The following is a 25,219-nucleotide window of genomic DNA, read 5'->3' on the forward strand; positions in this document are numbered from 1 at the left end:
GCTTCTGCACAGGACAGGCACCCCTCAGAATGTCAGTCTCGACAGGATGTTATGACAGGAGTGAAGGGCATGATGATTTCCGATTCGCTGCCGCAGATGTGGCTGATCTATTTTGGCCTGGCGGCGGTAGTGCTGTTTACCGGCTATATGGCGGTGCGAATACTGCCGCGTTTCCTGCGCTGGATCCTCGTCGGCGGTATCGCCGGCATGATCGCCGTGCCGACCAGTTTTCACGTCACGGCCAGCGTCGCGGAAGATGCCTATACCGGCCTTGCACCAGCCATCGTGGCCTTTGCCGTCAGCGTGGTGCAGAAGGATGGTGGTGGCATGGCCTCGGCCTTCGGCATGCTGGTACTGGGCATCGGGGCCGGCGTGGTGCTGGGCCTGGTGATCTGGTGGCTGGGACGCGGGCGTGAACAGCGTCGCCGCGCCGCCCAGCAGCGCCGCCAGCCTCATGCCCACGAGCAGGAGGAAGAGGAAGTGCGCGAGGGCCACGCCGCTGGCGCCAGCTTGCGTAGCGAGAAACGTGGCACCCCGGCTCGTGCGTCGGCGCGTACCCGCGCAGGCCGTGACCGTCAGGAACCGTCGCTCTGATCGAGCGTCGTTCGATCAGCGCCAGCCGTGCATTGTCCGAGCGTGGACTAAGGATCTGTCATGCCCCGTGATGTAGCTGTCACTTCGTCTCTTGAGCCAGTCCGTTCACCAGGGCTTGCGTCCGGCTCTTCATCCGGCCCTCTAGCGAAGGGAGCGGGGGCGCGCTGGCTGGCTGCCCTGATGCTGGCGGGCATCAGCCTCGCGTCGCCCTCGGCCTTCGCCGAGCAGGCATCGTCAGCGGCCAACGCCTCGGCCAGCGAGCCGAGGAGTGAGTCGGTGAGTGAGCCGGTAGATGAGTCGTCAAGCGAACAGGCTGAGCAGATGCCGTTCGTGGCCCGCGATGTCGCGAGTGACGTGAATGCAAGCAGTGGCTCGGCACGCGACATTGCGCCTGACCTGCGCATGGCGATCGATGTCTCCGGCAGCATGAAGCACAACGACCCGACCAATCTGCGCGCCAGTGCGCTCGACCTGCTGGTCACCTTGCTGCCGGAGCGCTCGCGTGCGGGGCTGTGGGGCTTCGGTGAGCAGGTGCAGCCCCTGCTGGCACTGGGCGCGGTCGATGCGGGCTGGAAACAGGCGGCCCGCGGGCTGGAAGGGCGGCTGGACGATTACGAGCAGTACACCGACCTCGAGGCGGGCCTGCGTGCCGCCGCCGAAGGCGCCGATGCGAGCATCGATGGCCAGGGGCCGCGTCAGGTCATTCTGCTCTCCGATGGCATGGTCGACCTGCGTGAGCCGAGCAGCGAGAAGGCCGCCTCGGACAGCGCCTCGCGTCAGCGCATCACCGATGAGCTGACGCCACAGCTGGCGGCGCACAACATCACGGTGCATACCGTCGCGCTGTCGCGCAATGCCGATATCGATCTGCTGCAGCAAGTCGCCGATGGCACCGGCGGGCTGGCGACGGTCGCCGAGACCCCGGAAGACCTGCTGCGTGCCTTCCTTGGGGCGCTCGACCGTATCGTGCCCGGCGAGCTGGTGCCGCTCGAGGACAAGCACTTCACCATCGATGGCAGCGTCGAGGAATTCACGGCGCTGGTCTTCCATGGCCCCGATGACAGCGCGCCGGTATTGATCGCACCCGATGGTCAGCGCTATTCGCTGGCCGACAAGGCGTCGTTGCCCGAGGACGTGCGCTGGGAGCATCAGCCGCGCTATGACCTGATCACCGTGACCGACCCCGAGGCCGGACAGTGGCGTATCGAAGGGCAGGTGGGTGTCGACAGCCGCATCACCGTGGTGTCAGACCTGGCGCTGGTGTCGCGCCCGCTGCCGGCCACGCTGTATCGCGGCTTTGGCTATTCCCTTTCAGCCTCGCTGGTCGACGGTGCACGTGATGTCGCTGAGCAGGACTTTCTGGCGACGCTGGACGGCAATGCGCGTCTGGTGCCGGAAGACGAGGGTGGCATGTCAGCAGAAACGGCAGCCGTGACCAGCGCCCAGCAGCGCGGTCTTGAGCGTGACGGTGCGCAGTTCAGCGTCAACATGCCGCCGCCGCAGCAACCGGGTGGCGCTCGCCTGACGCTGACCATCGAGGGCCAGCGCGATGGCGCGCCCTTTGCACGTCAGTTGAGCCAGCGCACCAGTGTGGTCGACCCGCTGCTGGTCGAGCCGATCGGTGGCAATGCGCAGAATGCGACGCCGCCGAGCGCGCTGGAGGTCAGTGCGCGTCATCCGCTGCTCAATACCGCCAATACCCAGCTGGACGCGACGCTGCAGGGCGAGCCGTTGAGCGTGGCGGAAGCGGGCGAGAGTCGCTGGCGTATCGAACTGCCGCCGCTGGAGCGTGACGTCAGTGCCGATGTGCAGATCAGCGCGCGCATCGCACTGGGCGGGAGCTCGCGGGTGATCGATCTGGCGCCCTATACCCTCAACGAGAATGCGGCGCGGCGTGCCGCCAATCTGGATCGCTCGCCCATCGAGGGTGAGTCCTTCGGTGAGATTCAGGGCCTGGATCAGGCGGTGGAGGAGAAGGAAGACCTCAATGATCTGCTGATGAAGGGCCGCCTGCCCATCGACAAGGTGCCTGCGTTGATCAGTCAGTGGTTCGAAGGAGCTTCGGACTTTGCCCAGCGTGAGGCAGAATCACCGCAAAGCCGCATGATCGCCTACGCCGTGGCCGGTGTGATCGGCCTGCTGGTAGTGATCATGTTGGTGCGTCGCATGACGCGCAAGCCGACTCAGCGGGAGGAACCCCATGTGTGAACTGCTCGGCATGAGTGCCAATGTGCCGACCGATATCTGCTTCAGCTTCGCCGGTTTTCTGCAGCGAGGCGGGGGTACTGGTCCGCACCGCGATGGTTGGGGAATCGCCTTCTATGAAGAGGGCGGTTATCGCGAATTCCGTGACCCGCATCCGTCGGTGGATTCGCCCATCGCGCGCATGATTCTCGACTATCCGATCAAGTCGCAGATGGTCATCAGCCATATTCGCCAGGCCAATGTCGGCCAGGTGACGCTGGCCAATACCCACCCGTTCACGCGCGAGCTGTGGGGCCGTCAGTGGTGCTATGCCCACAACGGTCAGCTGGCGGACTGGCAGGCACTGCCCCTGCCGTACTATCGCCCGGTGGGCAGCACGGACAGCGAGCACGCCGCCTGCTTCCTGCTCGGCGAGATCCGGCGCGCCTTCCCGAATCCGCCGGCGCGGTGCGAAGACCTGTGGCGGCATCTGCACGCCCAGTGCGAGCGTCTGCGCGGGCTTGGCGTCTTCAATCTGCTGCTCTCCGATGGCGTGCATCTCTACGCCTACTGCTCCACCAAGCTGGCGCACATCACGCGCCGCGCGCCCTTCGGGCAGGCGAGCCTCACCGACTTCGAGATGAGCGTCGACTTCCAGCAGCACACCACCGATGCCGATGTGGTCTCGGTGATCGCCACCGATCCGCTGACCGACAACGAGCAATGGCAGCGCCTGCTGCCGGGGCAGCTGGTGGTATTCCGCGAAGGCGAGCTGGTCGCCAGCCTCGGTGGTGAGTTGCCGCTGAGCCAGGAAGAGCCAGGGCAGGAGCAGGCCGAGAGCGGGGCGGTCGATCGCACCGCGACCGCGCGCCGCAAGCCGGATTGGCTGGCTTCTGACTTGAGCTGCTGACGTTTGGCTGAGTCGCTGACGTTTGGCTGAGTCGCTGACGTTTGGCTGAGTCGCTGACGCTGAGCGACGTAGAAAGCGCTTGAACGCCAGACACACGAAGGGCCGCAATCGCGGCCCTTCGTGTTTGCGGCTTTTGCCTGGTCAATGCGTGAGGCTCAGCCTTCGACGTCGTCGAACATGCCGGCGAACATCGGCGAGGACAGGTAGCGCTCGCCGCTGTCCGGCAGGATGACGACGATGGACTTGTCGGCGTAGGCCGGGTCTTCCGCCAGACGCAGCGCCGCGGTCATCGCCGCACCGCAGGAGATGCCGCACATGATGCCTTCTTCCTGCATGATGCGACGCGCCATGGCCATGGCGTCTTCACTGGCGACCGGCTCGACGCGGTCGATCAGCGCCAGGTCCAGGTTGTCGGGAATGAAGTTGGCACCGATGCCCTGGATCTTGTGCGGGGCCGGCGTGATCGACTCGCCCTGCATGCGCTGAGTGATGATGGCGGATTCCGCCGGCTCCACCGCCACGGCTTCGAGTGACTGGCCGCGCACCGTCTTGAAGTAGCGGGCGATGCCGCTGATGGTGCCGCCGGTCCCGACGCCCGCCACCAGCACGTCCATCTCGCCATCCAGCGCGTCCCACAGCTCCGGACCGGTGGTCTCTTCGTGGATGCGCGGGTTGGCCGGGTTGGAGAACTGCTGCGGCAGGAAGTAGCGTTCCGGCTCGGCCTTCTGCAGCTCGCAGGCCTTGTCGATGGCGCCCTGCATGCCCTTGGCCGGGTCGGTCAGCACCAGGTTGGCGCCGAGGGATTTCAGCACCTTGCGGCGTTCCATGCTCATGGAGGAGGGCATGGTCAGGGTGACGGGGTAGCCACGCGCCGCGCCGACGAAGGCCAGCGCGATACCGGTATTGCCGGAGGTCGGCTCGATGATCTCCATGCCCGGCTTGAGCACGCCGCGTTCTTCGGCGTCCCACACCATGCTGGCACCGATACGGCACTTGACCGAGAACGCCGGGTTGCGGGCTTCCACCTTGGCGTACAGGCGTGGATGGCTGCTGAGGCGGTTGATCTTGACCAGCGGCGTATTGCCGATGGCTTGCGAGTTGTCCTGATAGATCTTGGCCATGCGAGGTCCTCTGGGTATCTGGCGGCTAGACAGCGAGCATGCCCGCTGCTTGAGTGAAGTGATGATGCTCAGCAACGGCTGTCGCGACTGCATGAGCATAAGGTTAAGGGCTAGCCGAGCGCGACTCAAAGGCCTGAAGCGCATAACGACATGGCAAGGTTGGCAGTCGTGGCTAGCCTCTGACCAAGGTCGTACAAGAGTAGTGATCTGATTTAACGAGACTTTTTCGGATGTGAACGATGGTTTCAATCGGTCGTTTTACATCATTGGCCTGACTGGTTAAGGTGAAGCGCGGCGGCCCTGGAGGTTCTTGCCGGGGTGTCGTCGGTGTATTGCCGGCACCTGCGCGCGCGTTGTCGCGCCGTCCTTTTCCCCATCACGCCGTCATTCATGTCATTGTTCACATGTGGGCGTGACGTCCTGATAACAACAAGTGCTGAATTCTCGCCTGTGGCTGCCAGTGAAAGACTCCGCGCCCGGCCACGATCCAGCAGACGAATGCAGTCATGGAGCCCAAGCCATGCATGATGCCAATCCTGCCAACGCCTCGGCAGACCCGGAAGCCGACAAGGCGTCTGATCACGCTGGCCCCGTGACCGGGGACGCCAACCTGATCGTCAGCGGTGAGCCGTTGTCCGGTCTCGAGGATTACCCCTCGATTCTCGAGGTCTTCGAGGCCAGCTGCGCCAACTATGCCGAGCGTCCAGCCTTCAGCTGCATGGACAAGACGCTCAGCTACGCCGATGTGGACCGCTTGTCGCGCAATTTCGCCGCCTGGCTGGAACACGAGACCGGCCTTGAGCCCGGTGACCGCATCGCCATCCAGCTGCCGAACCTGCTGCAGTTCCCGGTGGCGGTATTCGGCGCGCTGCGCGCCGGTCTGGTGGTGGTCAACACCAACCCGCTCTACACCGAGCGCGAGATGCAGCACCAGTTCCATGACTCCGGCGCCCGCGCCATCGTGATTCTGGCCAACATGGCGGACAAGCTCGAGAAGGTGCTCAAGCGCACCGACATCGAGGAGGTCATCATCACCGAGATCGGTGACCTGCATGACTTCCCCAAGCGTCCGCTGATCAATCTGGCGGTGCGCTACGTCAAGAAGATGGTGCCGAAGTACCACCTGCCCGACGCACACGGCCTACGTGACGTGCTCAAGCGCGGGGCGGGGCTCTCGCACACGCGTGTCACGCGCCAGCCCGAGGACATCGCCGCGCTGCAGTACACCGGCGGTACCACCGGCGTCGCCAAGGGCACCATGCTGACCCACCGCAATCTGGTCGCCAACATGCTGCAGGCGCGTGGCGTGATCAGTGATGTGCTCAATGAAGGCCAGGAGGTGCTGATCGCGCCGCTGCCGGTCTATCACATCTATACCTTCACGGTGAATTGCCTCTACAGCATGGAGAGCGGCAACCACAGCGTGCTGATCACCAATCCGCGCGATATCGATGGCTTCATCAAGACACTGGCCAGGACACCGTTCACCGCCTTCGTCGGCCTCAACACGCTGTTCTCGGCGCTGTGTCAGCGTGATGACTTCAAGGCGCTGGACTTCTCGAGTCTCAAGCTGACCATCTCCGGCGGCATGGCGCTGACGCGCAGCGCGGCCGAACGCTGGGAAGCCGTCACCGGCTGCCCGATCGCCGAGGGCTACGGCATGACCGAGACCTCGCCCATCGTCAGCTTCAATCCGCCGCGTGAGCTGCAGCTGGGTACCATCGGCAAGCCGGTGCCGGGCACCGAGCTCAAGGTGGTGGACGCCGATGGCGTGACGCTGGGGCGTGATGCGCCGGGCGAGTTGTGCGTGCGCGGCCCCCAGGTGATGAAGGGCTACTGGCAGCGTGACGATGCCACGCGTGAGGCGATGGATGACGAGGGCTTCATCCGCACCGGCGATATCGCGGTCATCCAGCAAGATGACTTCGTGCGCATCGTCGATCGCAAGAAGGACATGATCATCGTCTCCGGCTTCAATGTGTTCCCCAACGAGATCGAGGACGTGGTCAGCGGCCATCCGGATATCGTCGAGGCGGCGGCCGTGGGCGTGCCGGACGAGCAGAGCGGCGAGGCGATCAAGCTGTTCGTGGTCTCAAGCAACCCGGATCTGGATCGCGACAGCCTGCGCAGCTGGTGCAAGGAGCAGCTGACCGGCTACAAGGTGCCGCGCTTCGTCGAATTCCGCGATGAACTGCCCAAGACCAACGTCGGCAAGGTGCTGCGCCGTGAGCTGCGCGACAGCGAAGAGAGCGGTGGCAATACGCCGCTACGCGAGCACTGAGGACAGTACTGAGGGCAGCGCTGAGCCGGCGGCGTGGCAGGGAACAAGCGCCGCCAAGGTTGGGCGCGGCTACGCGCAGGGCTACAATGGACGGCCCGTCACTTGTTGACGGGCCGTTTTGTCATTCAGGCGTCATGGCTTGCTGCCTCGTGCAGGCGAGCGTGAGGCTGAATTCCCGAGAGTTTCCGGCTGCGCGCGTGGCGTGTGGTCGCTGGTTGAGAAGAGGCAGTCCTTGAGCGACACCGCTACCGCACCGTCCGAACATGCGCGTCTTGAAGCCCTCGCGGCTCGCCTTGAACGCGCCCTGAGCCGTGATCAGCGCGAACTGGGCAAGCGCCTGGCTGGCCTGCGGCGGCGTCTCAAGGAAGGCAAGCCGGTCGATCGTGCCATCAACGACATCGAGAGCCGCCTGGAGGCGAGCATCGCCCAGCGCGCCGCGCGCGAGACGGCACTGGCACGCTGGCAGACACCCGCCGCGCTCAACTATCCGCCGGAACTGCCGGTGGTGGAGCGTCGCGAAGACATCCTCGCCGCGCTTGCCGAACATCAGATCGTGGTGGTCGCCGGTGAGACAGGCTCGGGCAAGACCACCCAGCTGCCCAAGCTGTGTCTGGAGATGGGGCTGGGACGCAACGGCCTGATCGGCCACACCCAGCCACGCCGTCTGGCGGCGCGCTCGGTGGCGGCGCGTCTGGCCGAGGAGCTCGAGACGACACTCGGCGAGACGGTCGGGTATCAGGTGCGCTTCAACGACACCACCGGCCCGTCGACGCTGATCAAGCTGATGACCGACGGTATCCTCCTGGCGGAAACCCAGCATGACCCGGACCTGAGCCGCTACGAGGCGATCATCATCGATGAGGCCCACGAGCGCAGTCTGAACATCGACTTCCTGCTCGGTTACCTCAAGCGTCTCACCGCGCGCCGTCCGGACCTCAAGATCATCATCACCTCGGCGACCATCGACGTGGAGCGCTTCAGTCAGCACTTCGCGGCCCAGGATGGCACGCCGGCGCCCATCGTCTCGGTCAGCGGGCGCAACTTCCCGGTCGAGACCCAGTACCTGCCGCTGGTGCGCGATGCCGAGGATGAGGAAGACCTCAGCCTGCAGGAAGGCATCCTGCGCGCGGTGGAAGAGCTGTCGGTGATCGAGCGCGAGAAGGGCTGGATGCAGGGCCCGCGTGACGTGTTGATCTTTCTGCCCGGCGAGCGCGAGATCCGCGCCACCGCTGACACCCTGCGTCGCGCCCAGCTGCGTGATACCGAGGTGCTACCACTGTACGCGCGCCTCTCCAACGAAGAGCAGAACCGCGTCTTCCAGCCGCATCGTGGCCGCCGCATCGTGCTGGCCACCAATGTCGCCGAGACCTCGCTGACCGTGCCGGGCATCCGCTACGTGATCGACCCGGGCCTGGTGCGCATCAGCCGCTACAGCTATCGCTCCAAGATCCAGCGTCTGCCGGTGGAACCGATCAGCCAGGCCAGCGCCAACCAGCGCAAGGGCCGCTGCGGGCGTATCGCCGAAGGCCTGTGCATCCGCCTCTACAGCGAGGAGGACTTCCTCGCGCGCCCGGAATACACCGAGCCGGAAATCCAGCGCACCAATCTGGCCTCGGTGATCCTGTCGATGCTGTCGCTCAAGCTGGGCGACATCGAGAAGTTTCCCTTCGTCGATGCGCCGGATTCGCGCTTCGTCACCGATGGCTTCCGCCTGCTGCGCGAACTGGGCGCGGTGGATGAACACAACCGACTGAGCCGTGATGGCCGCACCCTGGCGCGTCTGCCCATCGACCCGCGTCTGGCGCGCATGGTGCTTGAGGGCGCCTCGCGCGGCTGCCTGCGTGAAGTGCTGATCATCGTCAGCGCGCTGTCGATCCAGGACCCGCGCGAGCGCCCTGCCGACAAGCGCCAGCAGGCTGATCAGGTCCACCATGAGTGGGATGACGACAACTCCGACTTCGTCAGCTGGCTGAATCTGTGGGAAGGCTTCGAACTGGCGCGGGATGCGCTGGGTGCCAACCCGCTGCGCCGCTGGTGCAAGGCGCGCTTCCTCAACTATCTACGCCTGCGCGAGTGGCATGACACCTTCCGCCAGCTCAAGCAGCTGACGCGCGACCTGGGGCTGGAGATGACCAGCGCCCAGCACGAGCGCGACGCCGAGGCGCAGGCCGAGGTCACCGCGCGGGTACTGGCCTCACCGGGGCAGGGCCGCCGTCCGTCGGTGGCCATCGATCACGAATCACTGCATCGCGCGCTGTTGACCGGGCTGCTCTCCAATCTTGGCCTCAAGCAGGAAAATCGCGAGTATCTCGGCGCGCGCAACCGACGCTTCTTCGTTCACCCGGGCTCCGGTGTGGCCAAGAAGTCGCCCAAGTGGGTGATGGCGGCCGAGATGGTCGAGACCACCAAGCTCTACGCGCGTCAGGTCGCGGCGATCAAGCCCGAGTGGGTCGAGCCGCTGGCCGAGCATCTGGTCAAGCGCAGCTACAGCGAGCCGCACTGGGAGATGAAGCGTGCCCAGGTGGTCGCCAGTGAGCAGGTGACCCTGTTCGGGCTGCCCATCGTCACCGCGCGCAAGGTGCATTACGGCCCGCTGGCGCCGGAAGAGTCTCGCGAGCTGTTCATTCGCCGCGCGCTGGTCGAGGGCGAATTCCAGACCCGTGCGCCGTTCTTCGCCCACAATCGCGGCCTGATGGATGAGGTCGGTGAGCTTGAGGACCGCGCGCGCAAGCGGGACATCCTCGTCGACGAAGAGACGCTGTTCGCCTTCTATGCCGAGCGGATTCCGGAAGGCATCTACAACGGGCGCAGCTTCGACAAGTGGCGCAAGGAGGCCGAGCGCGACAACCCCGATGTCCTGCATCTGAATCTCGACGACCTGATGGCGCGCGACGCCGAGGAAGTCACCGTCGCGCGCTACCCCGAACAGCTGCACCACAACAGCGTCGCCTATCCGCTGAGCTATCACTTCGCGCCCGGTGCGGTGGATGACGGCGTGACGATGATCGTGCCGGCGGCGATGCTCTCGCAGCTGCCGCGCTATCGCATCGAATGGCTGGTGCCGGGGCTGTTGCGCGACAAGGCCATCGCGCTGATGAAGTCGCTGCCCAAGCAGTACCGCAAGCAGGTGGTGCCGATTCCCAACTGGGTCGATGCCGCACTTGAGGCGCTGACCCCGGACGACGTGCCGCTGACCGATGCGCTGGCCGAGTTCATGCGCGTCAAGACTGGCCTGCGCCTGCCGCAGGATGCCTGGGCGCCCGAAACGCTGGAACCGCACCTGAAGATGAACCTGCGCATCGTCGATCAGGACGGCAAGGTGCTGGGCGAAGGGCGTGATCTCGAAGCCTTGGAAGCACGCTTCAAGGACTCGGCCGCGGCCGCCGCGCGGGCGATGGCCAACCGCAGCCGTGAAGCCGACAGCGAAGTACTGGAAGATCTGCCGGAAACGCCGATCGCCACCTCGCACAGCACCACCCAGGCGGGCATCCGCGTCGAGGCCTACCCGGCGCTGGTGGTGAAGGCGGCGCCTGCTGACAGCGGCATGAGCGCCAAGCAGCGCAAGCTGGCGCGCAAGACCGGCAAGAACAGCGCGCCGTCAAGCCATGCGCCTGCCAGCGCGACGGCTCAGGTCGAGCAGAATCTGAGCGTGGAGCTGTTCGATCATCCGGCCAAGGCCGCCGCCGCGCACCGTGATGGCATCACGCGTCTGGCGATGGCACGCCTGCCCGACCAGGTGCGCTATCTGGACCGTGACCTCAAGGCGCTGGAGCGCTGTGCGCTGCTGTTCGCCAAGGTCGGCACGCGTCGCCAGCTGGCGGATGACTTCATCTACAGCGTCTTCGAGCAGGTGATGGCCGTCGAGCCGCTGCCGCGTTCGCGCAGCGAGCTGCAGGCGCGTCTCGATGACAGGCGGGCCGAGCTGGTGCCGCACGCCGAGGCGCTGCTCAAGCCGCTGGAGGCCGCGCTCAAACAGCATCTGGAGCTTTCCAAGCGCCTCAAGGGCAAGATCGACTTCTCGATGGCGCTGGTGGTGACTGATCTCAAGGCCCAGCAGGCGCGCCTGATCACACCGGGCTTCATCCAGGCCTCCGGTGAATGGCTGCATCAGCTGCCGCGCTATGTGGAGGCGATGCTGATCCGTCTCGACAAGGCGCCGCGTGAGCGCATGCGCGACCAGCGTGACATGGAGGAGGTCAAGGGCTTCGAATCCCGCCTTGATGCCCGCCTGAGCAAGGCGCGCGAGCAGGGGCTGCCGGATGCGGAGCTGGAAGAGTTCGGCTGGTGGCTGCAGGAACTGCGCGTCTCGCTGTTTGCCCAGCAGCTCGGCACCCTGGAGACCGTCTCCGCCAAACGCCTCGAGAAGCGCTGGCAGGAGCTGATGGCGCGCCGCTGATGTCCTGAGGCTGAGCTCTGTCTTGGCTGAAGCTCTGCCTTGGCTGGGGCCATTCCAGGGCGCTGTGCGTGGCATCAGGGGCTTGCGTGACCGGTACGTGGAGGCGTGCCGCGGCGGGATGGCCCAAGCTGCAGACAGGAATTGCTGTTTAAGCATTCACTGTGATCGCCCGACAAATGCTGACTCGGGCGCCTGGAATCGCCGAGACAGCGTACACTGAACATGGGGCATGACGACGCGGCGCCGGGTCGTGCCCCGCTCAATTCTGGTGATATCCCGCGGGATAGCACTGTCAGGAGTGGATGCATGCCAAACAATGACAATGATCACGCTGCCGATACGCAACACGCCAACGCCGGTCAGTCCATGAGCGCCAGCGGCAATCATCGCGTACTGATCACCGGCAGCGGGCTCTATACGCCGCCCAATGCCATCAGCAACGAGGCATTGGTGGCGTCCTTCAATGCCTGGGGGGCGGCGGACAATGTCGCCAATGCCGACGCCATCGCACGTGGTGAGCGAGAGGCGCGCACCGAGTCCAGCGCCGAATTCATCGTCAAGGCCTCGGGTATCCACAGCCGCTACGTGCTGGATGCCGAGGGCATTCTCGACCCGGAGCGCATGCGCCCACGCCTGCCGGCGCGCGCCAATGACCAGCCCTCGGTGCAGTGCGAGATGGGCGTGGCGGCCGCGCGTGAAGCGCTGACGGCGGCGGGCGTCAACGCCGCGGACCTGGATCTGGTCATCGTGGCCTGTTCCAACCTCGAGCGCCCCTATCCGGCGGTGGCGGTGGAACTGCAGGCCGCGCTTGAGGCCGGTGGCTATGCCTTCGACATGAACGTGGCGTGCAGCTCCGCCACCTTCGGCATCGAGACCGCCGCCAACGCGATTCGCAGCGGCAGCGCCAAGCGTGTGCTGATGGTCAATCCGGAGATCTGCAGTGCGCATCTCAACTTCCGCGACCGTGACAGCCACTTCATCTTCGGGGATGCTTGCACGGCCGTGGTGCTGGAAGCGGCGGATGTCGCCACGCGCACCGATGGCTTCGAGGTGCTCGGCACGCGTCTGGTGACGCGCTTCTCCAACGCGATACGCAACAATTTCGGCTTCCTCAATCGCACGGCAGTGCTTGAGGACGACGTGGCATCCGCGATGACACTCGACAGCGCAAGCTATCGTGTAAAGGCCGATGACAAGCTGTTCATCCAGGAAGGGCGGCGCGTCTTCCGCGAGGTCTGCCCGATGGTGGCCGAGCTGATCACCACCCATCTGGGCGAGATCGAGGCAGACGGCGGTGATCTTGATCGCATGTGGCTGCACCAGGCCAACCGCCACATGAACGACATGATCGCGCGGCGCGTGCTGGGGCGTGACCCGTCGAGCGAGGAAGCGCCGATCATTCTCGATCGCTACGCCAATACCAGCTCCGCGGGCTCGGTGATCGCCTTCCATCTCCATCACGCTGATCTGGCGCCGGGGAGCCTGGGGGTATTGTGTTCTTTCGGGGCAGGCTACAGTGCCGGCAGCGTGCTGCTAAAACGCTGCGGTTGAAGCAGGACATTGCGCGAATCCACGTGGCCTGTGCTGGCTCTTGGCGGGCGCGGAACGTATAAAGAAGACCGGACCTGACAGCCAGGGATGTGGCAAGGACCGCTGCAGGAATCCAATAGACTTACAGGTGACGAGATGCACACGATCAAGACTTCCCTGCCGGCACTGCTGGCCATGTCCCTGCTGGCGGGTTGCGCCAGCACCGGAGACAGCGAGCCGAACCCTCAGGACCCCTGGGAGGGCTTCAACCGTAACGTCTATACCTTCAATGACACCCTGGACCGCTATGCCCTCAAGCCGGTCGCGCAGGGCTATGACTATGTGACGCCGGAGCTGGTACAGGATGGCGTGGGCAACTTCTTCTCCAATCTGGGAGAGGTCAGCACCATGTTCAACTCGGTGCTGCAGTGGAAGTGGGCCAACGCCGGTGTCTCCACCGGCCGTCTGCTGCTCAACTCCACCGTCGGCATCGGCGGCCTGTTCGACCCGGCCAGCGAGCTTGGCTGGACAGTGGACGAGGAAGACTTCGGTCAGACCCTCGCCGTCTGGGGCGCAGGGCAGGGGCCGTATCTCGTGCTGCCGCTGTTCGGTCCGAGTACCGTGCGTGATACCGCGGGCATGCCGGTGGATTACTTCGCTGATCCCGTCAACTACGTCGAAGACGACAAGGTGCGTTACGGCCTGAAGGCGCTGGATCTGGTCGATACCCGTGCCGGTCTGCTCGAGCAGGAGAAGCTGATCCAGGGCGATCGCTACAGCTTCATTCGTGATGCCTACCTGCAGCGCCGCAACTTCGAGATCAACGATGGCAAGCTGGGCGATGATCCCTTCGCCAGCGACAGCTTCGATGATGCCGATCTCGACGGTGCCTTCGCACCGGAAGATGACAGCCAGTAACGCGTCACCCGCAGCAGGCGACCGGTACCGTGAATGCTCAGTGGTGCCGGTCGCGAGGGCAAGCAGCATCAAGACTGCGAGTGGATGGCAGTAAGGACGGGAATGAGGGGTTGGCATGGCGGATGAGCAAGGCAAGCGTCTGTTGATCGGTCTGATTGATCTTCCCGGCTCGCGGCGTGATGCGCTGGCGAACCTGTTGACGGATGAACGCTGTGCGGTGGCGGCCTGTGATGGCATCGCGACACTGCCCAGCGGGGTGGCGGTGGTGGTCGCGCATGTCGAGGCCGTTTCCAGTCATGAGTGGGCGCGTCTGGCCGAGCGCCTGCCGACGGTGGTGGTGGCCGAGAGCCGTGGCGATGAATGCCTGCTGCCGGCGGTGGAGGCCGGGCTGGTCGATTACCTCATCTCGCCGCGCGAGCATGGCTCGGTATTGCGCAGCCTGCTCAAGCGGGCGGCGGAGCATCACCAGCTGGCCCATGAGCACGCCAAGGCACGCGCGCGCCTCGAGGAGCTCAACGAGCACCTGGAGACGCATCTGGCGCTGCTGCGTCAGGACCAGCAGGCCGGTGGCCAGATCCAGCAGCGTCTGCTGCCCCAGAGCGGGCAGCACATCAATGGCGTCAGTTATGAATACTGCCTGTCGCCGTCGCTGTATCTGTCGGGTGACTTCCTCGAGTATCAGGCGATCGACGAACGCTTCAGCCTGTTCTACTTTGCGGATGTCTCCGGTCATGGCGCCTCGTCGGCCTTCGTGACCGTGCTGCTCAAGCTGTTGTTCGCACGGGCGATCCGCCACTGGGAGGAACATACGCCGGAAACCTTCGGCCCCGAGTGGCTGGCACTGCTCAACCGTGAACTGATCGACAGTGGTATCGGCAAGCATGCCACGGTGATGTGTGGTGTGATGGACCGTGACACGCGCACGCTGCATTACACCCTGGGCGCCCAGCTGCCGATGCCGGTACTGGTCACGCCCGACGGCGAGCTGCGTGAGCTGGAAGGCAGCGGTCGGCCGGTGGGGCTCTTCCCAGACACCCGCTATCCAGCGTATCGTGTGGCGCTTCCTGAGCGCTTCCGTCTGTGGCTGGCCAGTGATGGTGTACTGGAATGCCTGCCGGGCGAGGCACTGGAGGACAGGACTCGAGCACTGCATCAACGGATTCTGAGCAGTGAGGATGTGCAAGGATTGCGTCGTGGACTGGCGCTGGATGGCGAGCTGCCGGATGACCTTACCTTGATGACGCTGACAGGATTCCATGATGGATGAAGGACGTATCCAGGCCGTGTTCGAAGACGGCCTGTTCGTGCTCAAGCTATCCGGTGATGTACGCCTGACGCTGTGTGCCACGCTGGATCAGCAGGTACAGCGCGTGGCTGCGGTTGAGGGACTGGAAAGCGTGATCATCGATCTGCGCGAAGCGACCAATGTCGATTCCACCGCACTGGGCTTTCTGGCCAAGCTGGCGCTGGCGGTCCGCGACCGGCTGGTGATGCCGGCGCAGGTGGTGGCTGCCCATCCCGACGTGCTGACCATGCTCAAGGTGATGGGGTTCGACGAGGTGGCCAGTGTCGTGGACGCCGGCAGCCTGCCGGAGGCGGACCAGGCCGATCTGGACGGGGCTTCCTGCTGCAATGCGCCAGCGCTGAACGAGTCTCAGGATGACGCCGATGTCTCGCCCCAGCAGGAACAGGAGCTGCGCGGACGCATTCTCGAGGCTCACCGGCTGCTGATGTGCCTGAACGGCCACAACCGCCTGGAGTTCCAGCCGCTGATCGAGCTGCTGGAAAGCGAGGAGCATCGCCAGCCGCACTGAAGGCGCGCTGGGACGTTGAGCCTGACAGCACGCTGCTGAAAGCACAAAAAAGCGCCTGCCGTGAAATACGGCAGGCGCTTTTTGTTGCCTTGGCCATTCAATGAGCTCTTGCTTAACAAGAGCTCATCATCGGCGCTATGCTCGGTCTCTGTAGCCAGCTGCCTTGGGTACGTCAGGCTCGCTGGCGATGGTCAGTTCCGGGCATTGCCCCTCAGGCTCAGTGGCTGCGCAGTTCGGCCAGCAGAGTCTCGAGCTTGCGCTGATCGGCCATGAACTTGCGGATACCTTCGCCCATCTTCTCGGTGGCCATGGCATCTTCGTTCATGTCCCAGCGGAAGTTGGACTCGGTCAGCACTTCCGGCACGTTCTGCTCGGCATCGGCGGCCAGCAGGCGACGTTCCAGCGGGCCGGTGCTCTCGGCCAGCTCACCCAGCAGTGCCGGCGAGATGGTCAGGCGGTCACAGCCGGCCAGCGCTTCGATCTCGCCGGTGTTGCGGAAGCTGGCGCCCATCACGATGGTCTTGTAGCCGTGACCCTTGTAGTGCTCGTAGATGGCCTTGACCGACTTCACGCCCGGGTCGTTGTCGCCGCTGAAGTCGGCGTCCGGCTGATTGGCCTTGTGCCAGTCGAGGATACGACCGACGAAGGGCGAGATCAGCGTCACGCCGGCATCGGCACAGGCCTGGGCCTGGGCGAAGCTGAACAGCAGCGTCAGGTTGGTGCGGATGCCTTCGCGCTCGAGCTTCTCGGCGGCGCGAATGCCTTCCCAGGTAGAGGCGGTCTTGATCAGGATGCGTTCCTGACCGACGCCATTGGCGGCGTAGCGCTCGATGATGCGATGCGCGCGACGGATGGTCTCGTCGGCATCGAAGGACAGACGGGCGCTGACCTCGGTGGAGACATAGCCCGGCACCAGGCCGGCGATCTCGGTACCGATATCCACGGCCACGGCGTCGACGGCATCATCGATGTCGGTGGCCTTGCGCGCGACTTCGGTCAGGCGCTCGCGACGTGACGGGTCCTGAGCGGCCTGCAGGATCAGTGACGGGTTGGTGGTAGCATCAGTGGGCGCGAAGCGACGAATGGCCTCGAGGTCACCGGTGTCGGCGACGACGGTGGTCATTTCCTTGAGTTGGGAGAGCTTGTCCTGTGCCATGCAAGAGTTTCCTGTACTGAGCGTGAGCCACCCGAAGGGGTGAGTGGCCCTCATGAATAAGGCAAGAGGTGAAGGGCAGGGGCCGCCGGAGCGAGCGCTGCCACCGAGTGTGCACCCACGCCTGCCGGCTGTGAAGACATCTCGGGCCGATCGCCCCAAGTGGATGATCCGCGGGGATTTCATCAGCGTGATGTGACATTCGTCACCTGTGTAGGTCAACTGTATCAATTGTGCGGCGGCGCGCCCACTGTCGTCATCTGACGGCAAGGGCGTGGCGTTTTCGGCACGTGGACATACCATCGACAAACGATTGCAGGAGGGGATGTGGACAAGCGTCAAACCCGTCAGCTGGCCTTGCTGGTCGCGGCCAATACGGCCCTGGCTCCATTGGCCATCGATGCCTATCTGCCGGCATTGCCGGCCATGGCAGAAGACCTGGCGACCACGGTGCACCATACGGAGCTGTCGCTGTCGGTCTTCCTGCTCGGCTTCTCGCTGGGGCAGCTGATCTTCGGCCCGCTGTCAGACCGTATCGGGCGCAAGCCGGTCCTGCTGTCAGGCATCTTCGTCTTCCTGCTGGCGAGTCTGGCCATCACCCAGGTCGAGAGCCTCGAGGGGCTCTATGCGCTGCGCTTCCTGCAGGCGCTGGGCGGCGGCGCCTCGGTGGTCAATTCCTCGGCGATCGTGCGCGACTGCTTCAGTGGCCGCGAGGCGGCCAAGGTGCTGTCCACCGTCGCGGTGATCATGATGCTGGCGCCCTTGATCGCGCCTGCCATCGGCAGTCTGCTGCTGGGCATGGCGGGCTGGTGGCTGATCTTCGCCTTCCTGGCCGCCTATGCCGCCTTCCTGCTGGTGGTGCTGCCGCTGCGCTTGCCCGAGACCCGACGCAAGCGTGAGGCGGACGAGCCGCCGGCCAGCCTCCTGCAGGTCGCGCGTGACTATGCCAGCGTGCTGCGCCACGGGCCGGCGATGGGCTATGCGCTGACGCAGGCGATGGGCTTCGGTGGCATGTTCGCCTTCATCACCGCGTCGCCCTACGTCTATATGCAGCATTTCGGAGTGACGGCCGCCTGGTACCCGGTGCTGTTCGGCGCCAACATCCTGTTCATGTTCACCGCCAACCGTCTCAACGTGCGCCTGCTGTCACGCCTGTCGCCGCCGCGTCTGCTGCGCATCGGCATCGGTATCCAGCTGTCTGCCGCCATCCTGCTGGTATCGGCGCTGGCACTGGGGCTGGACCTGCTCTACGTCATCGCACCGCTGCTGATGGTGTTCGTCGGGGCCAACGGCATGGTGGCGCCCAACGCGATCTCCTCGGCGCTGGAGTATTTCCCGCGCATCAGCGCCACGGCCAATGCGCTGATCGGCAGCATGCAGTTTGCCAGTGGCGCCGTGATCGGCATGCTGATCGCAGGTCTGGCGATGGACAGCCTGTGGCCGATGATTCTCGGCATGCTGGGCACGGCGCTGGTCAGCAATATTCTGCTGCGGGTGCTGGCAGGGCGCCGCGCCCTGGCGCGCCATGAGACGCCGTCCGACTGAGAAAGGCTTGAGCCGGCGACTGTCACACAGTTGTCATGAATGCTTGGCAAGGTACTCCCTGTAGACAAGAAGCCACCTCACTGGCTCATTCCTATCGCAAGGAGTTTCAGGCATGAAGGCGTTCCTCAAGTCCGGTCTCGCAGTGGCTGTCATCGCTGCATCAGTTGGTGCTGCAGAAGCCCGTGAACAGCTGCGCATCGTGGGTTCTTCCACGGTCTATCCGTTCTCCAGCTACGTCGCTGAAGAGCTGGGTGCCACCAGCGATTTCCCGACTCCGGTCATCGAATCCACCGGTTCCGGCGGCGGCATGAAGCTGTTCTGTGAAGGTGTCGGTGACAGCACCCCGGACATCACCAACGCCTCTCGTCGCATGAAGACGTCTGAATTCGAGCGCTGTGAAGAGAACGGCGTGACCGATATCACCGAAGCCATGATCGGCTTCGACGGTATCGCCTTCGCCCAGTCTGTCCGCGATGGCAGCATCGACCTGACCCGTGAGCAGATCACCCTGGCGGTCGCCGCTCAGGTGCCGGTCGACGGCAAGCTGGTCGACAACCCCTACACCAAGTGGTCCGAGATCGACTCCTCCCTGCCGGACCGCAAGATCACCGTCTACGGGCCGCCTTCCACTTCCGGTACTCGTGACGCCTTCGAAGAGCTGGTGATGGAAGTCTCCACCGAAGAGATGGAAGGCTACGGCGGTGAGGGTTACACCAACATCCGTCAGGACGGTCACTACATCGCTGCCGGCGAGAATGACAACCTGATCATCCAGAAGCTGGTCGAGAACACCGAAGCCTTCGGTATCTTCGGCTACTCCTTCCTCGAAGAGAATGCTGACAAGGTCGTCGGTGCTTCCATCGATGGCGTGCAGCCGGAAGCCGATGCCATCTCCTCTGGCGAGTACCCGGTCTCCCGCTCCCTGTTCTACTACGTGAAGAACCAGCACAAGGATGACGTGCCGGCTCAGCAGGCCTACAACGACCTGTTCATGAGCGAGAAGATGATCGGTGAGCTGGGCTACCTGAAGGGCATCGGTCTGATCCCGTTGCCGAAGGAAGAGCGCGCCACACTTCGCGAGCAGGTCGCTGAGCGCACCAAGCTGACTCTGGCCGATCTCCAGAAGTAAGCAACGCAGCTGACCCTCTGACGCGGCCGGTTGCCCTTGGCAGCCGGCCCGTTTGCTTGACTGGTCGCAGGGTTTCGCAAGGCATGAAGCCTTCCCCCTGTGAACAACGCGACTCCGGGACCCGAAAGATGCAGACTCAGCAGATCTTTCTCTTCTTCATAGGCATCGTGGCGCTGGCTGGCCTGGTGGCCTTCTTCAGCGGCCGCAGCAAGGCACAGCGTGTGCGTGCCAGCGGTGCTGAAATGTACGCCCAGCCGGATCAGTACGGCTGGTTCACGGCAATCTCCAGCGCAGGGCCTGCTCTGCTGGTCGGTCTGGCAGCCGTCGTTGCGATTGCCACCGCAGATATCGATATCGAAGGCATGCAGCTGCTGATCGCCAGTCTGGTCGTCGCAGCCGTCGGCCTGGTCATCGGCCTCGCCCTGGTGAAGCCTGATTTCCATGCGCGCAATGCCATCGAGACCCTCATTCGTTATGTGTTGATCGGCGCGGCGATGATTTCCATCGTCACGACGTTCGGCATTCTGGTCTCCATCATCTTCGAGGCCATCCGCTTCTTCCAGATGGAAAGCTTCTGGACCTTCATCACCGGCACCACCTGGGATCCGGGCAACAGCTTCCAGATGGCCGCCGGCCGTGGTGAAGGCGTCGAGAGCACCGCCAACTTCGGTGCCGTACCGCTGTTCGCCGGTACCTTCATGATCACCCTGATCGCGATGCTGGTGGCCATTCCCATCGGTCTGCTCGCCGCGGTCTACATGGCGGAGTTCGCCCCCGAGAGCGTGCGTACCGTCGCCAAGCCGGTGCTGGAAGTGCTCGCCGGTATCCCGACCGTGGTCTACGGCTTCTTCGCCGCCATCACCGTCGCGCCGCTGATCGTCGACATCTTCTCGCCGCTGGGCATCGAGGCGTCCTACAACAACGCGCTGGCGCCGGGTCTGGTCATGGGCATCATGATCATTCCGTTCATCTCCTCACTGTCCGATGACGTCATCACTTCCGTGCCGGACACCATGCGTCAGGGCTCTCTGGCGCTGGGCATGACCCACGGCGAGACCATCCGCAACGTCATCCTGCCGGCCGCGCTGCCGGGCATCATCTCCGCGTCTCTGCTGGCCATGTCACGCGCCCTCGGCGAGACGATGATCGTGGTGATGGCGGCGGGCATGCGTCCGAACCTGACCGCCAACCCGCTGGAAGACATGACCACCGTCACGGTGCGCATCGTTGCCGCGTTGACCGGCGACCAGGAATTCGCGAGTGCCGAGACTCTGTCGGCCTTCGCGCTGGGTCTGGTGCTGTTCGTTGTCACTCTGCTGCTGAACATGGTCTCGGTGGTCCTGATCCGCCGCTTCCGTGAGAAGTACAGCGCCAACAACCTCTGAGGCCGAGACTAGACATGAGCCATTCATTCGACGATATCTCGGCCCAGCTGAAGGGCCGTCATCGCCGCACCAAGCGCCTGAAATTCATGTCCATGGGCGCACTCGCCCTGGCCGCCACCTTCCTGGTGGTCTTCATCGGCGACATGGTCATGCGCGGCTACCCGGCCTTCCAGCAGGCAGAACTGCACGTGCCGGTCACCTACAGCGAGCAGTCGCAGGAAATCCCGCTGGCAGCGGTGGAAGAAGACGTGCGTGATCTGGTCAGCCGCGGCTGGCTGCGCCAGCTGCCGCGCGACATGGCCGCTGACGCCAGCCTGATGGGGCAGACGATCGACCGCTGGGTGATCGCCGATGACCAGGTCGACCAGTACCTCAAGGGCCACAAGTCACACCTGAAGCCCAAGCAGACCGCCGTGCTGGATCGCATGATCGAGAACGGCACGGCCGAGCTCAAGTTCAACATCAACTTCTTCACCACCGGTGATTCGAAGCTGCCGGAATACGCCGGTATCTGGTCGGCCGCGATGGGCACGATCCTGACACTGCTGGTCACGCTGGCCTTCGCCTTCCCGGTCGGCGTGCTGACGGCGGTCTATCTGGAGGAGTTCGCTCCGGACAACCGCTTCACCCAGGCCATCGAGATCAACATCAACAACCTGGCGGCGGTGCCGTCGATCCTGTTCGGTCTGCTGGGTCTGGCGATCTTCATCAACTTCTTCGGCATGCCGCGTTCCTCCCCGCTGGTCGGTGGTCTGACGCTGGGTCTGATGACCTTGCCGGTGATCATCATCACCACGCGCTCGGCGCTGCGCAGCGTACCGGACACCATTCGTCAGGCCGCCTTCGGCGTCGGCTGCTCCCGCTGGCAGGTGGTGCGTGACCACGTGCTGCCGCTGTCACTGCCGGGAATCCTGACCGGTTCCATCATCGGCCTGGCACAGGCGATGGGCGAGACCGCGCCGTTGATCATCGTCGGCATGGTGGCCTTCATTCCGGATGCGCCGACCGCCATCACCCAGGCTGCCACCGTGCTGCCGGCCCAGATATTCACCTGGGCGGGCGAGCCGGAGCAGGCCTATGTTGAACGTACTGCGGCGGGCATCCTGGTGCTGCTGTCAGTGCTGATCCTACTCAATGCCGCAGCCGTGATGCTGCGCAAGAAATTCGAGCGTCGCTGGTAGGCAGCTGCGAGGCGGCCCGCCGATTGGCCGGTCGCCTTCCACCCTTAGCCCTGGCCCACGACTCATCAAGGAATACGAGACATGAACAGCACCGTCGCCACTCCCGCCAAGCCTGCCGCCGCCACTCGTCCCGGTAGCCCGGTCGTCATCAACGAAGATGCCAACCACGAGCTGGCCATTCGCGTGGAAGACCTCAACCTGTGGTACGGCGAGAAGCAGGCGTTGAAGAACATCAACATCGATGTCTTCCAGAAGAACGTCACCGCTCTGATCGGCCCGTCCGGTTGTGGCAAGTCGACCTTCCTGCGCTGCCTGAACCGCATGAATGACCTGATCCGCAGCGTGCGCATCGAAGGTCTGGTCGAGATGGATGGCCGTGACGTCAACGCGCGCAACATGGATGAAGTGGCATTGCGTCGTCGCGTCGGCATGGTGTTCCAGAAGCCGAACCCGTTCCCCAAGTCCATCTACGACAACATCGCCTACGCGCCGACCATGCACGACCTGGTCAGCCGTCGCGCCGACAAGGATGATCTGGTCGAGAGCGCGCTGCGTGATGCGGGTCTGTGGGAAGAAGTGAAGGACATTCTCGACCAGCCGGGCACCTCGCTGTCCGGTGGTCAGCAGCAGCGTCTGTGCATCGCGCGTGCCATCGCGGTCAAGCCGGACGTCATCCTGATGGATGAGCCGACCTCGGCACTCGACCCGATCTCCACCGCGACCATCGAAGACCTGATGGACAAGCTGAAGACCCAGTTCTCCATCGTCACCGTGACGCACAACATGCAGCAGGCGGCGCGTGTCGCCGATTACACCGCCTTCTTCCACATGGGTGAGCTGGTGGAGTACAACGACACCAAGACCATGTTCTCCAACCCGAACACCAAGAAGGCCGAGGACTACATCACCGGTCGCTATGGCTAAGCGGCGCCAGCGTCAGGGCTCGGAAGGCTGAGCCCTTGATCGCTGCCTGAGAGCATTGCAGGCCGCACGATGACACGAGGCCCGGATCAATGATCCGGGCCTCGTGTCGTTTCAAGCATCAGGTTGGCTCAGTGTCTGCTGGCGGATCAGCCTTCCAGTTCGACGGCGATCGCGGTGGCTTCGCCGCCGCCGATGCACAGCGCCGCGATGCCGCGCTTCTTGCCGCGGCGCTCCAGCGCGTTGATCAGGGTGACGATGATGCGCGAGCCGGTGGAGCCCACCGGATGCCCCTGGGCGCAGGCGCCGCCGAAGACATTGACCTTGTCGTGCGGGATGTCGTGGGCGTCCATCGCCAGCAGGGTGACCACCGCGAAGGCCTCGTTGATCTCGAACAGGTCGACGTCTTCTGTGGTCCACTCCAGGCGCTTCATCAGCGTGTCGATGGCGCCGATGGGCGCCAGCGTGAATTCGCTGGGGTGCTGGGAGTGGGTGCTGTGTCCGAGGATACGCGCCTTGACGGCCAGCCCGCGTCGTTCGGCTTCATCACGGCGTGTCAGCACCAGTGCCGAGGCGCCGTCGGAGATGGAGCTGGCATTGGCGGCGGTGATGGTGCCGTCCTTGGCGAAGGCCGGGCGCAGGGTGGGAATCTTGTCGAGGTTGGCCTGGAAGGGCTGCTCGTCCTGCTCGACCACGCTCTCGCCCTTGCGGCTCTTGACCGTGACGGCGGCGATTTCCGGCGCGATGTCACCCGACTCGGTCGCCGTCATGGCACGCCTTAGCGATTCGATGGCGAAGTCGTCCATGCGCTGGCGATCATAGCCGCGGGCATCGGCCACTTCCTGGGCGAACACGCCCATCAGCTTGCCGGTCTCGGCGTCTTCCAGCCCATCGAAGAACATGTGGTCCTTCAGCTCGCCATGGCCGAGACGATAGCCGCCACGTGCCTGGGTGAGCAGATGCGGGGCGTTGGACATCGATTCCATCCCGCCGGCCAGCATGATGCGGTTGGTGCCCGCGCGAATCAGGTCATGCGCCAGCATGGTGGCCTTCATGCCGGAACCGCACAGCTTGTTGATGGTGGTAGCGCCGATGCTGTCCGGCACGCCGGCCTGACGCATGGCCTGCCGCGCCGGGCCCTGCTTGACGCCGGCTGGCAGCACGCAGCCGAAGATGCCCTCGTCGACATCGGCAGGCGTGAGGCCAGCGCGTTCGATGGCCGCCTTGATGGCCACGGCGGCGAGCTGGGGTGCGCTCAGCGTCGAGAGTGAGCCCTTGAGGCCCCCCATCGGCGTGCGGGCACCGGCGAGAATCACGATGTCATCGGCGCTGGCGGCGGGGCTTGGCGTAGTGCGGGAAGCGGTCGTCATGACGGTCTCCTGTGTCTTGTTATTGGAATATCGAGTCGTGCAGTCGGCGTTGTGATCACTGCGTGGCTATGCTTTGATCCATTCAATCCCATAAACCAAGCAAGCGCTAGTTATACGATGAATGTAGCCACCGCCTCACCCCGTCGCAAGGAGCTGGTCCGTATCGCTGCCCGCCTGTTCGTCGAGGAGGGTTTCGATCGCACCACCGTCCGCATGCTGGCCCAGGAAATGGGCATCAAGTCCGGCAGTCTCTTCCATCACTTCGCCGACAAGCAGGAAATTCTGTGCGCCGTGATCGAGGAGGGCATGTTCAGTGCACTGGCCATCGCCCGTGAGCATCTGGCGCGCTGCGAGCCGCACCAGGCAAGCGAAGTGACCGCCTCGGCGGCGTCGCAGCAACAGGCGCGTGAACGACTGCTGGCCCTGGCGCGTGCACATCTGGACACGCTGCTCACTGATCGCAATGCCCATGTGGTCGCGCTCTATGAGTGGCGGCGGCTGGAGGGCCCGGCGCGCGAGCATCTCGTCCAGCTGCGCGATGACTACGAAGACCTGTGGCGTGACGCCATCGCCTCCGCCGTGGCCGCAGGGCTGCTCAAGGGCGACGCCGCACTGCTGCGCCAGTTCATGCTCGGCGCGCTCAACTGGACGGTACGCTGGTATCGCCCCGATGGAGAGCGCTCCCCCGATGAGCTGGCCGAGGCGCTGGTCGACAGCCTGTGTCGCCTGCCCTGAGCCAGCGTCTGCTACTCAGCGTGCGTTACACGGCGTCCGCTACACGGCGTCC

General features: G+C 64.4%; 18 protein-coding genes. 15 read left to right on the forward strand and 3 right to left on the reverse strand.

Annotated elements, in window-relative coordinates:
* Positions 1–69: 69 nt before the first annotated feature.
* From QD208_RS01630 to QD208_RS01640, 3 genes are read left to right on the forward strand one after another with little or no spacing between them, the layout of a single operon-like run.
* A complete protein-coding gene (locus QD208_RS01630) occupies positions 70–594 on the forward strand; it encodes a hypothetical protein (protein WP_279835414.1) in 525 nt (174 codons plus the stop codon).
* 60 nt (positions 595–654) lie between these two features.
* Positions 655–2,802 (forward strand): VWA domain-containing protein, encoded by a 2,148-nt coding sequence (locus tag QD208_RS01635; RefSeq protein WP_279835415.1) that lies wholly within the window; start codon positions 655–657, stop codon positions 2,800–2,802.
* Positions 2,795–3,688, forward strand: coding sequence for a class II glutamine amidotransferase (locus tag QD208_RS01640; RefSeq protein WP_225347544.1), 894 nt, complete (start codon positions 2,795–2,797; stop codon positions 3,686–3,688). The genes QD208_RS01635 and QD208_RS01640 overlap by 8 nt, the downstream gene beginning before the upstream one ends.
* Positions 3,689–3,843: 155 nt before the next feature.
* On the opposite strand, the gene cysK is transcribed toward QD208_RS01640, so the two are convergent.
* Positions 3,844–4,809: a cysteine synthase A gene (gene cysK, locus QD208_RS01645; RefSeq protein WP_043333985.1), complete on the reverse strand. Its 966-nt coding sequence runs from the start codon at positions 4,807–4,809 to the stop codon at positions 3,844–3,846.
* A 520-nt stretch (positions 4,810–5,329) separates the two neighbouring features.
* On the opposite strand from cysK, the gene QD208_RS01650 reads away from it, so the two are divergent.
* The 6 genes from QD208_RS01650 to QD208_RS01675 all read left to right on the forward strand — a co-directional run bounded on the left by QD208_RS01650 (position 5,330) and on the right by QD208_RS01675 (position 15,748).
* Positions 5,330–7,090: an AMP-binding protein gene (locus QD208_RS01650; protein ID WP_279835416.1), complete on the forward strand. Its 1,761-nt coding sequence runs from the start codon at positions 5,330–5,332 to the stop codon at positions 7,088–7,090.
* A 232-nt stretch (positions 7,091–7,322) separates the two neighbouring features.
* Positions 7,323–11,486 (forward strand): ATP-dependent RNA helicase HrpA, encoded by a 4,164-nt coding sequence (hrpA, locus tag QD208_RS01655; protein WP_279835417.1) that lies wholly within the window; start codon positions 7,323–7,325, stop codon positions 11,484–11,486.
* Positions 11,487–11,852: 366 nt separating this feature from the next.
* Complete coding sequence (locus QD208_RS01660) at positions 11,853–13,037, forward strand: beta-ketoacyl-ACP synthase III (protein ID WP_279835464.1); 1,185 nt, start codon at positions 11,853–11,855, stop codon at positions 13,035–13,037.
* A 135-nt stretch (positions 13,038–13,172) separates the two neighbouring features.
* On the forward strand, positions 13,173–13,934 hold the full coding sequence (locus QD208_RS01665; protein WP_043333983.1) for a VacJ family lipoprotein: 762 nt from the start codon (positions 13,173–13,175) through the stop codon (positions 13,932–13,934).
* Between the two features lie 115 nt (positions 13,935–14,049).
* The gene (locus QD208_RS01670) at positions 14,050–15,201 is read left to right on the forward strand and encodes a PP2C family protein-serine/threonine phosphatase (RefSeq protein ID WP_043333982.1); all 1,152 of its coding nucleotides are present in this window, start codon (positions 14,050–14,052) and stop codon (positions 15,199–15,201) included.
* Positions 15,194–15,748: an STAS domain-containing protein gene (locus QD208_RS01675; RefSeq protein WP_279835418.1), complete on the forward strand. Its 555-nt coding sequence runs from the start codon at positions 15,194–15,196 to the stop codon at positions 15,746–15,748. Before QD208_RS01670 ends, QD208_RS01675 begins: the two co-directional genes overlap by 8 nt.
* Positions 15,749–15,965: 217 nt before the next feature.
* Here QD208_RS01675 and tal read toward each other — a convergent pair whose 3' ends face one another.
* Positions 15,966–16,904 carry a transaldolase gene (gene tal, locus QD208_RS01680; protein ID WP_043333980.1) on the reverse strand — a complete coding sequence of 313 codons (939 nt, stop codon included), beginning with the start codon at positions 16,902–16,904 and terminating at the stop codon, positions 15,966–15,968.
* A gap of 324 nt (positions 16,905–17,228) precedes the next feature.
* Here tal and QD208_RS01685 point away from each other — a divergent pair, with 324 nt between their 5' ends.
* From QD208_RS01685 to pstB, 5 genes are all read left to right on the forward strand, one after another.
* Entirely contained in the window at positions 17,229–18,446 is a 1,218-nt protein-coding gene (locus QD208_RS01685) for a Bcr/CflA family multidrug efflux MFS transporter (RefSeq protein WP_054555389.1), read from the forward strand.
* A gap of 112 nt (positions 18,447–18,558) precedes the next feature.
* Positions 18,559–19,575, forward strand: coding sequence for a substrate-binding domain-containing protein (locus QD208_RS01690; RefSeq protein ID WP_043333978.1), 1,017 nt, complete (start codon positions 18,559–18,561; stop codon positions 19,573–19,575).
* Between the two features lie 128 nt (positions 19,576–19,703).
* The gene (gene pstC, locus QD208_RS01695) at positions 19,704–20,960 is read left to right on the forward strand and encodes a phosphate ABC transporter permease subunit PstC (RefSeq protein WP_043333977.1); all 1,257 of its coding nucleotides are present in this window, start codon (positions 19,704–19,706) and stop codon (positions 20,958–20,960) included.
* A 14-nt stretch (positions 20,961–20,974) separates the two neighbouring features.
* Complete coding sequence (gene pstA / locus QD208_RS01700) at positions 20,975–22,141, forward strand: phosphate ABC transporter permease PstA (protein WP_043333976.1); 1,167 nt, start codon at positions 20,975–20,977, stop codon at positions 22,139–22,141.
* Positions 22,142–22,222: 81 nt separating this feature from the next.
* Positions 22,223–23,065, forward strand: coding sequence for a phosphate ABC transporter ATP-binding protein PstB (gene pstB / locus QD208_RS01705; RefSeq protein ID WP_153635115.1), 843 nt, complete (start codon positions 22,223–22,225; stop codon positions 23,063–23,065).
* A gap of 146 nt (positions 23,066–23,211) precedes the next feature.
* On the opposite strand, the gene QD208_RS01710 is transcribed toward pstB, so the two are convergent.
* A complete protein-coding gene (locus QD208_RS01710) occupies positions 23,212–24,432 on the reverse strand; it encodes an acetyl-CoA C-acyltransferase (RefSeq protein WP_279834538.1) in 1,221 nt (406 codons plus the stop codon).
* Positions 24,433–24,549: 117 nt separating this feature from the next.
* Here QD208_RS01710 and QD208_RS01715 point away from each other — a divergent pair, with 117 nt between their 5' ends.
* Complete coding sequence (locus QD208_RS01715) at positions 24,550–25,167, forward strand: TetR/AcrR family transcriptional regulator (protein WP_279835420.1); 618 nt, start codon at positions 24,550–24,552, stop codon at positions 25,165–25,167.
* Positions 25,168–25,219: the final 52 nt, after the last annotated feature.

This window comes from Cobetia sp. 29-18-1 (assembly GCF_029846405.1).
In the GTDB taxonomy this organism is placed as follows: domain Bacteria; phylum Pseudomonadota; class Gammaproteobacteria; order Pseudomonadales; family Halomonadaceae; genus Cobetia; species Cobetia amphilecti.

Excerpts from the sequence above, each read along its gene's own strand:
- QD208_RS01650 (WP_279835416.1), top strand. The coding sequence starts at position 5,330 with ATGCATGATGCCAATCCTGCCAACGCCTCGGCAGACCCGGAAGCCGAC.
- QD208_RS01675 (WP_279835418.1), top strand. The coding sequence starts at position 15,194 with ATGGATGAAGGACGTATCCAGGCCGTGTTCGAAGACGGCCTGTTCGTG.
- pstB (WP_153635115.1), top strand. The coding sequence starts at position 22,223 with ATGAACAGCACCGTCGCCACTCCCGCCAAGCCTGCCGCCGCCACTCGT.
- QD208_RS01640 (WP_225347544.1), top strand. The coding sequence starts at position 2,795 with ATGTGTGAACTGCTCGGCATGAGTGCCAATGTGCCGACCGATATCTGC.
- QD208_RS01715 (WP_279835420.1), top strand. The coding sequence starts at position 24,550 with ATGAATGTAGCCACCGCCTCACCCCGTCGCAAGGAGCTGGTCCGTATC.
- cysK (WP_043333985.1), bottom strand. The coding sequence starts at position 4,809 with ATGGCCAAGATCTATCAGGACAACTCGCAAGCCATCGGCAATACGCCG.
- pstC (WP_043333977.1), top strand. The coding sequence starts at position 19,704 with ATGCAGACTCAGCAGATCTTTCTCTTCTTCATAGGCATCGTGGCGCTG.
- QD208_RS01710 (WP_279834538.1), bottom strand. The coding sequence starts at position 24,432 with ATGACGACCGCTTCCCGCACTACGCCAAGCCCCGCCGCCAGCGCCGAT.
- QD208_RS01630 (WP_279835414.1), top strand. The coding sequence starts at position 70 with ATGATGATTTCCGATTCGCTGCCGCAGATGTGGCTGATCTATTTTGGC.
- pstA (WP_043333976.1), top strand. The coding sequence starts at position 20,975 with ATGAGCCATTCATTCGACGATATCTCGGCCCAGCTGAAGGGCCGTCAT.
- QD208_RS01665 (WP_043333983.1), top strand. The coding sequence starts at position 13,173 with ATGCACACGATCAAGACTTCCCTGCCGGCACTGCTGGCCATGTCCCTG.
- QD208_RS01670 (WP_043333982.1), top strand. The coding sequence starts at position 14,050 with ATGGCGGATGAGCAAGGCAAGCGTCTGTTGATCGGTCTGATTGATCTT.
- tal (WP_043333980.1), bottom strand. The coding sequence starts at position 16,904 with ATGGCACAGGACAAGCTCTCCCAACTCAAGGAAATGACCACCGTCGTC.
- QD208_RS01635 (WP_279835415.1), top strand. The coding sequence starts at position 655 with ATGCCCCGTGATGTAGCTGTCACTTCGTCTCTTGAGCCAGTCCGTTCA.
- QD208_RS01660 (WP_279835464.1), top strand. The coding sequence starts at position 11,853 with ATGAGCGCCAGCGGCAATCATCGCGTACTGATCACCGGCAGCGGGCTC.
- QD208_RS01690 (WP_043333978.1), top strand. The coding sequence starts at position 18,559 with ATGAAGGCGTTCCTCAAGTCCGGTCTCGCAGTGGCTGTCATCGCTGCA.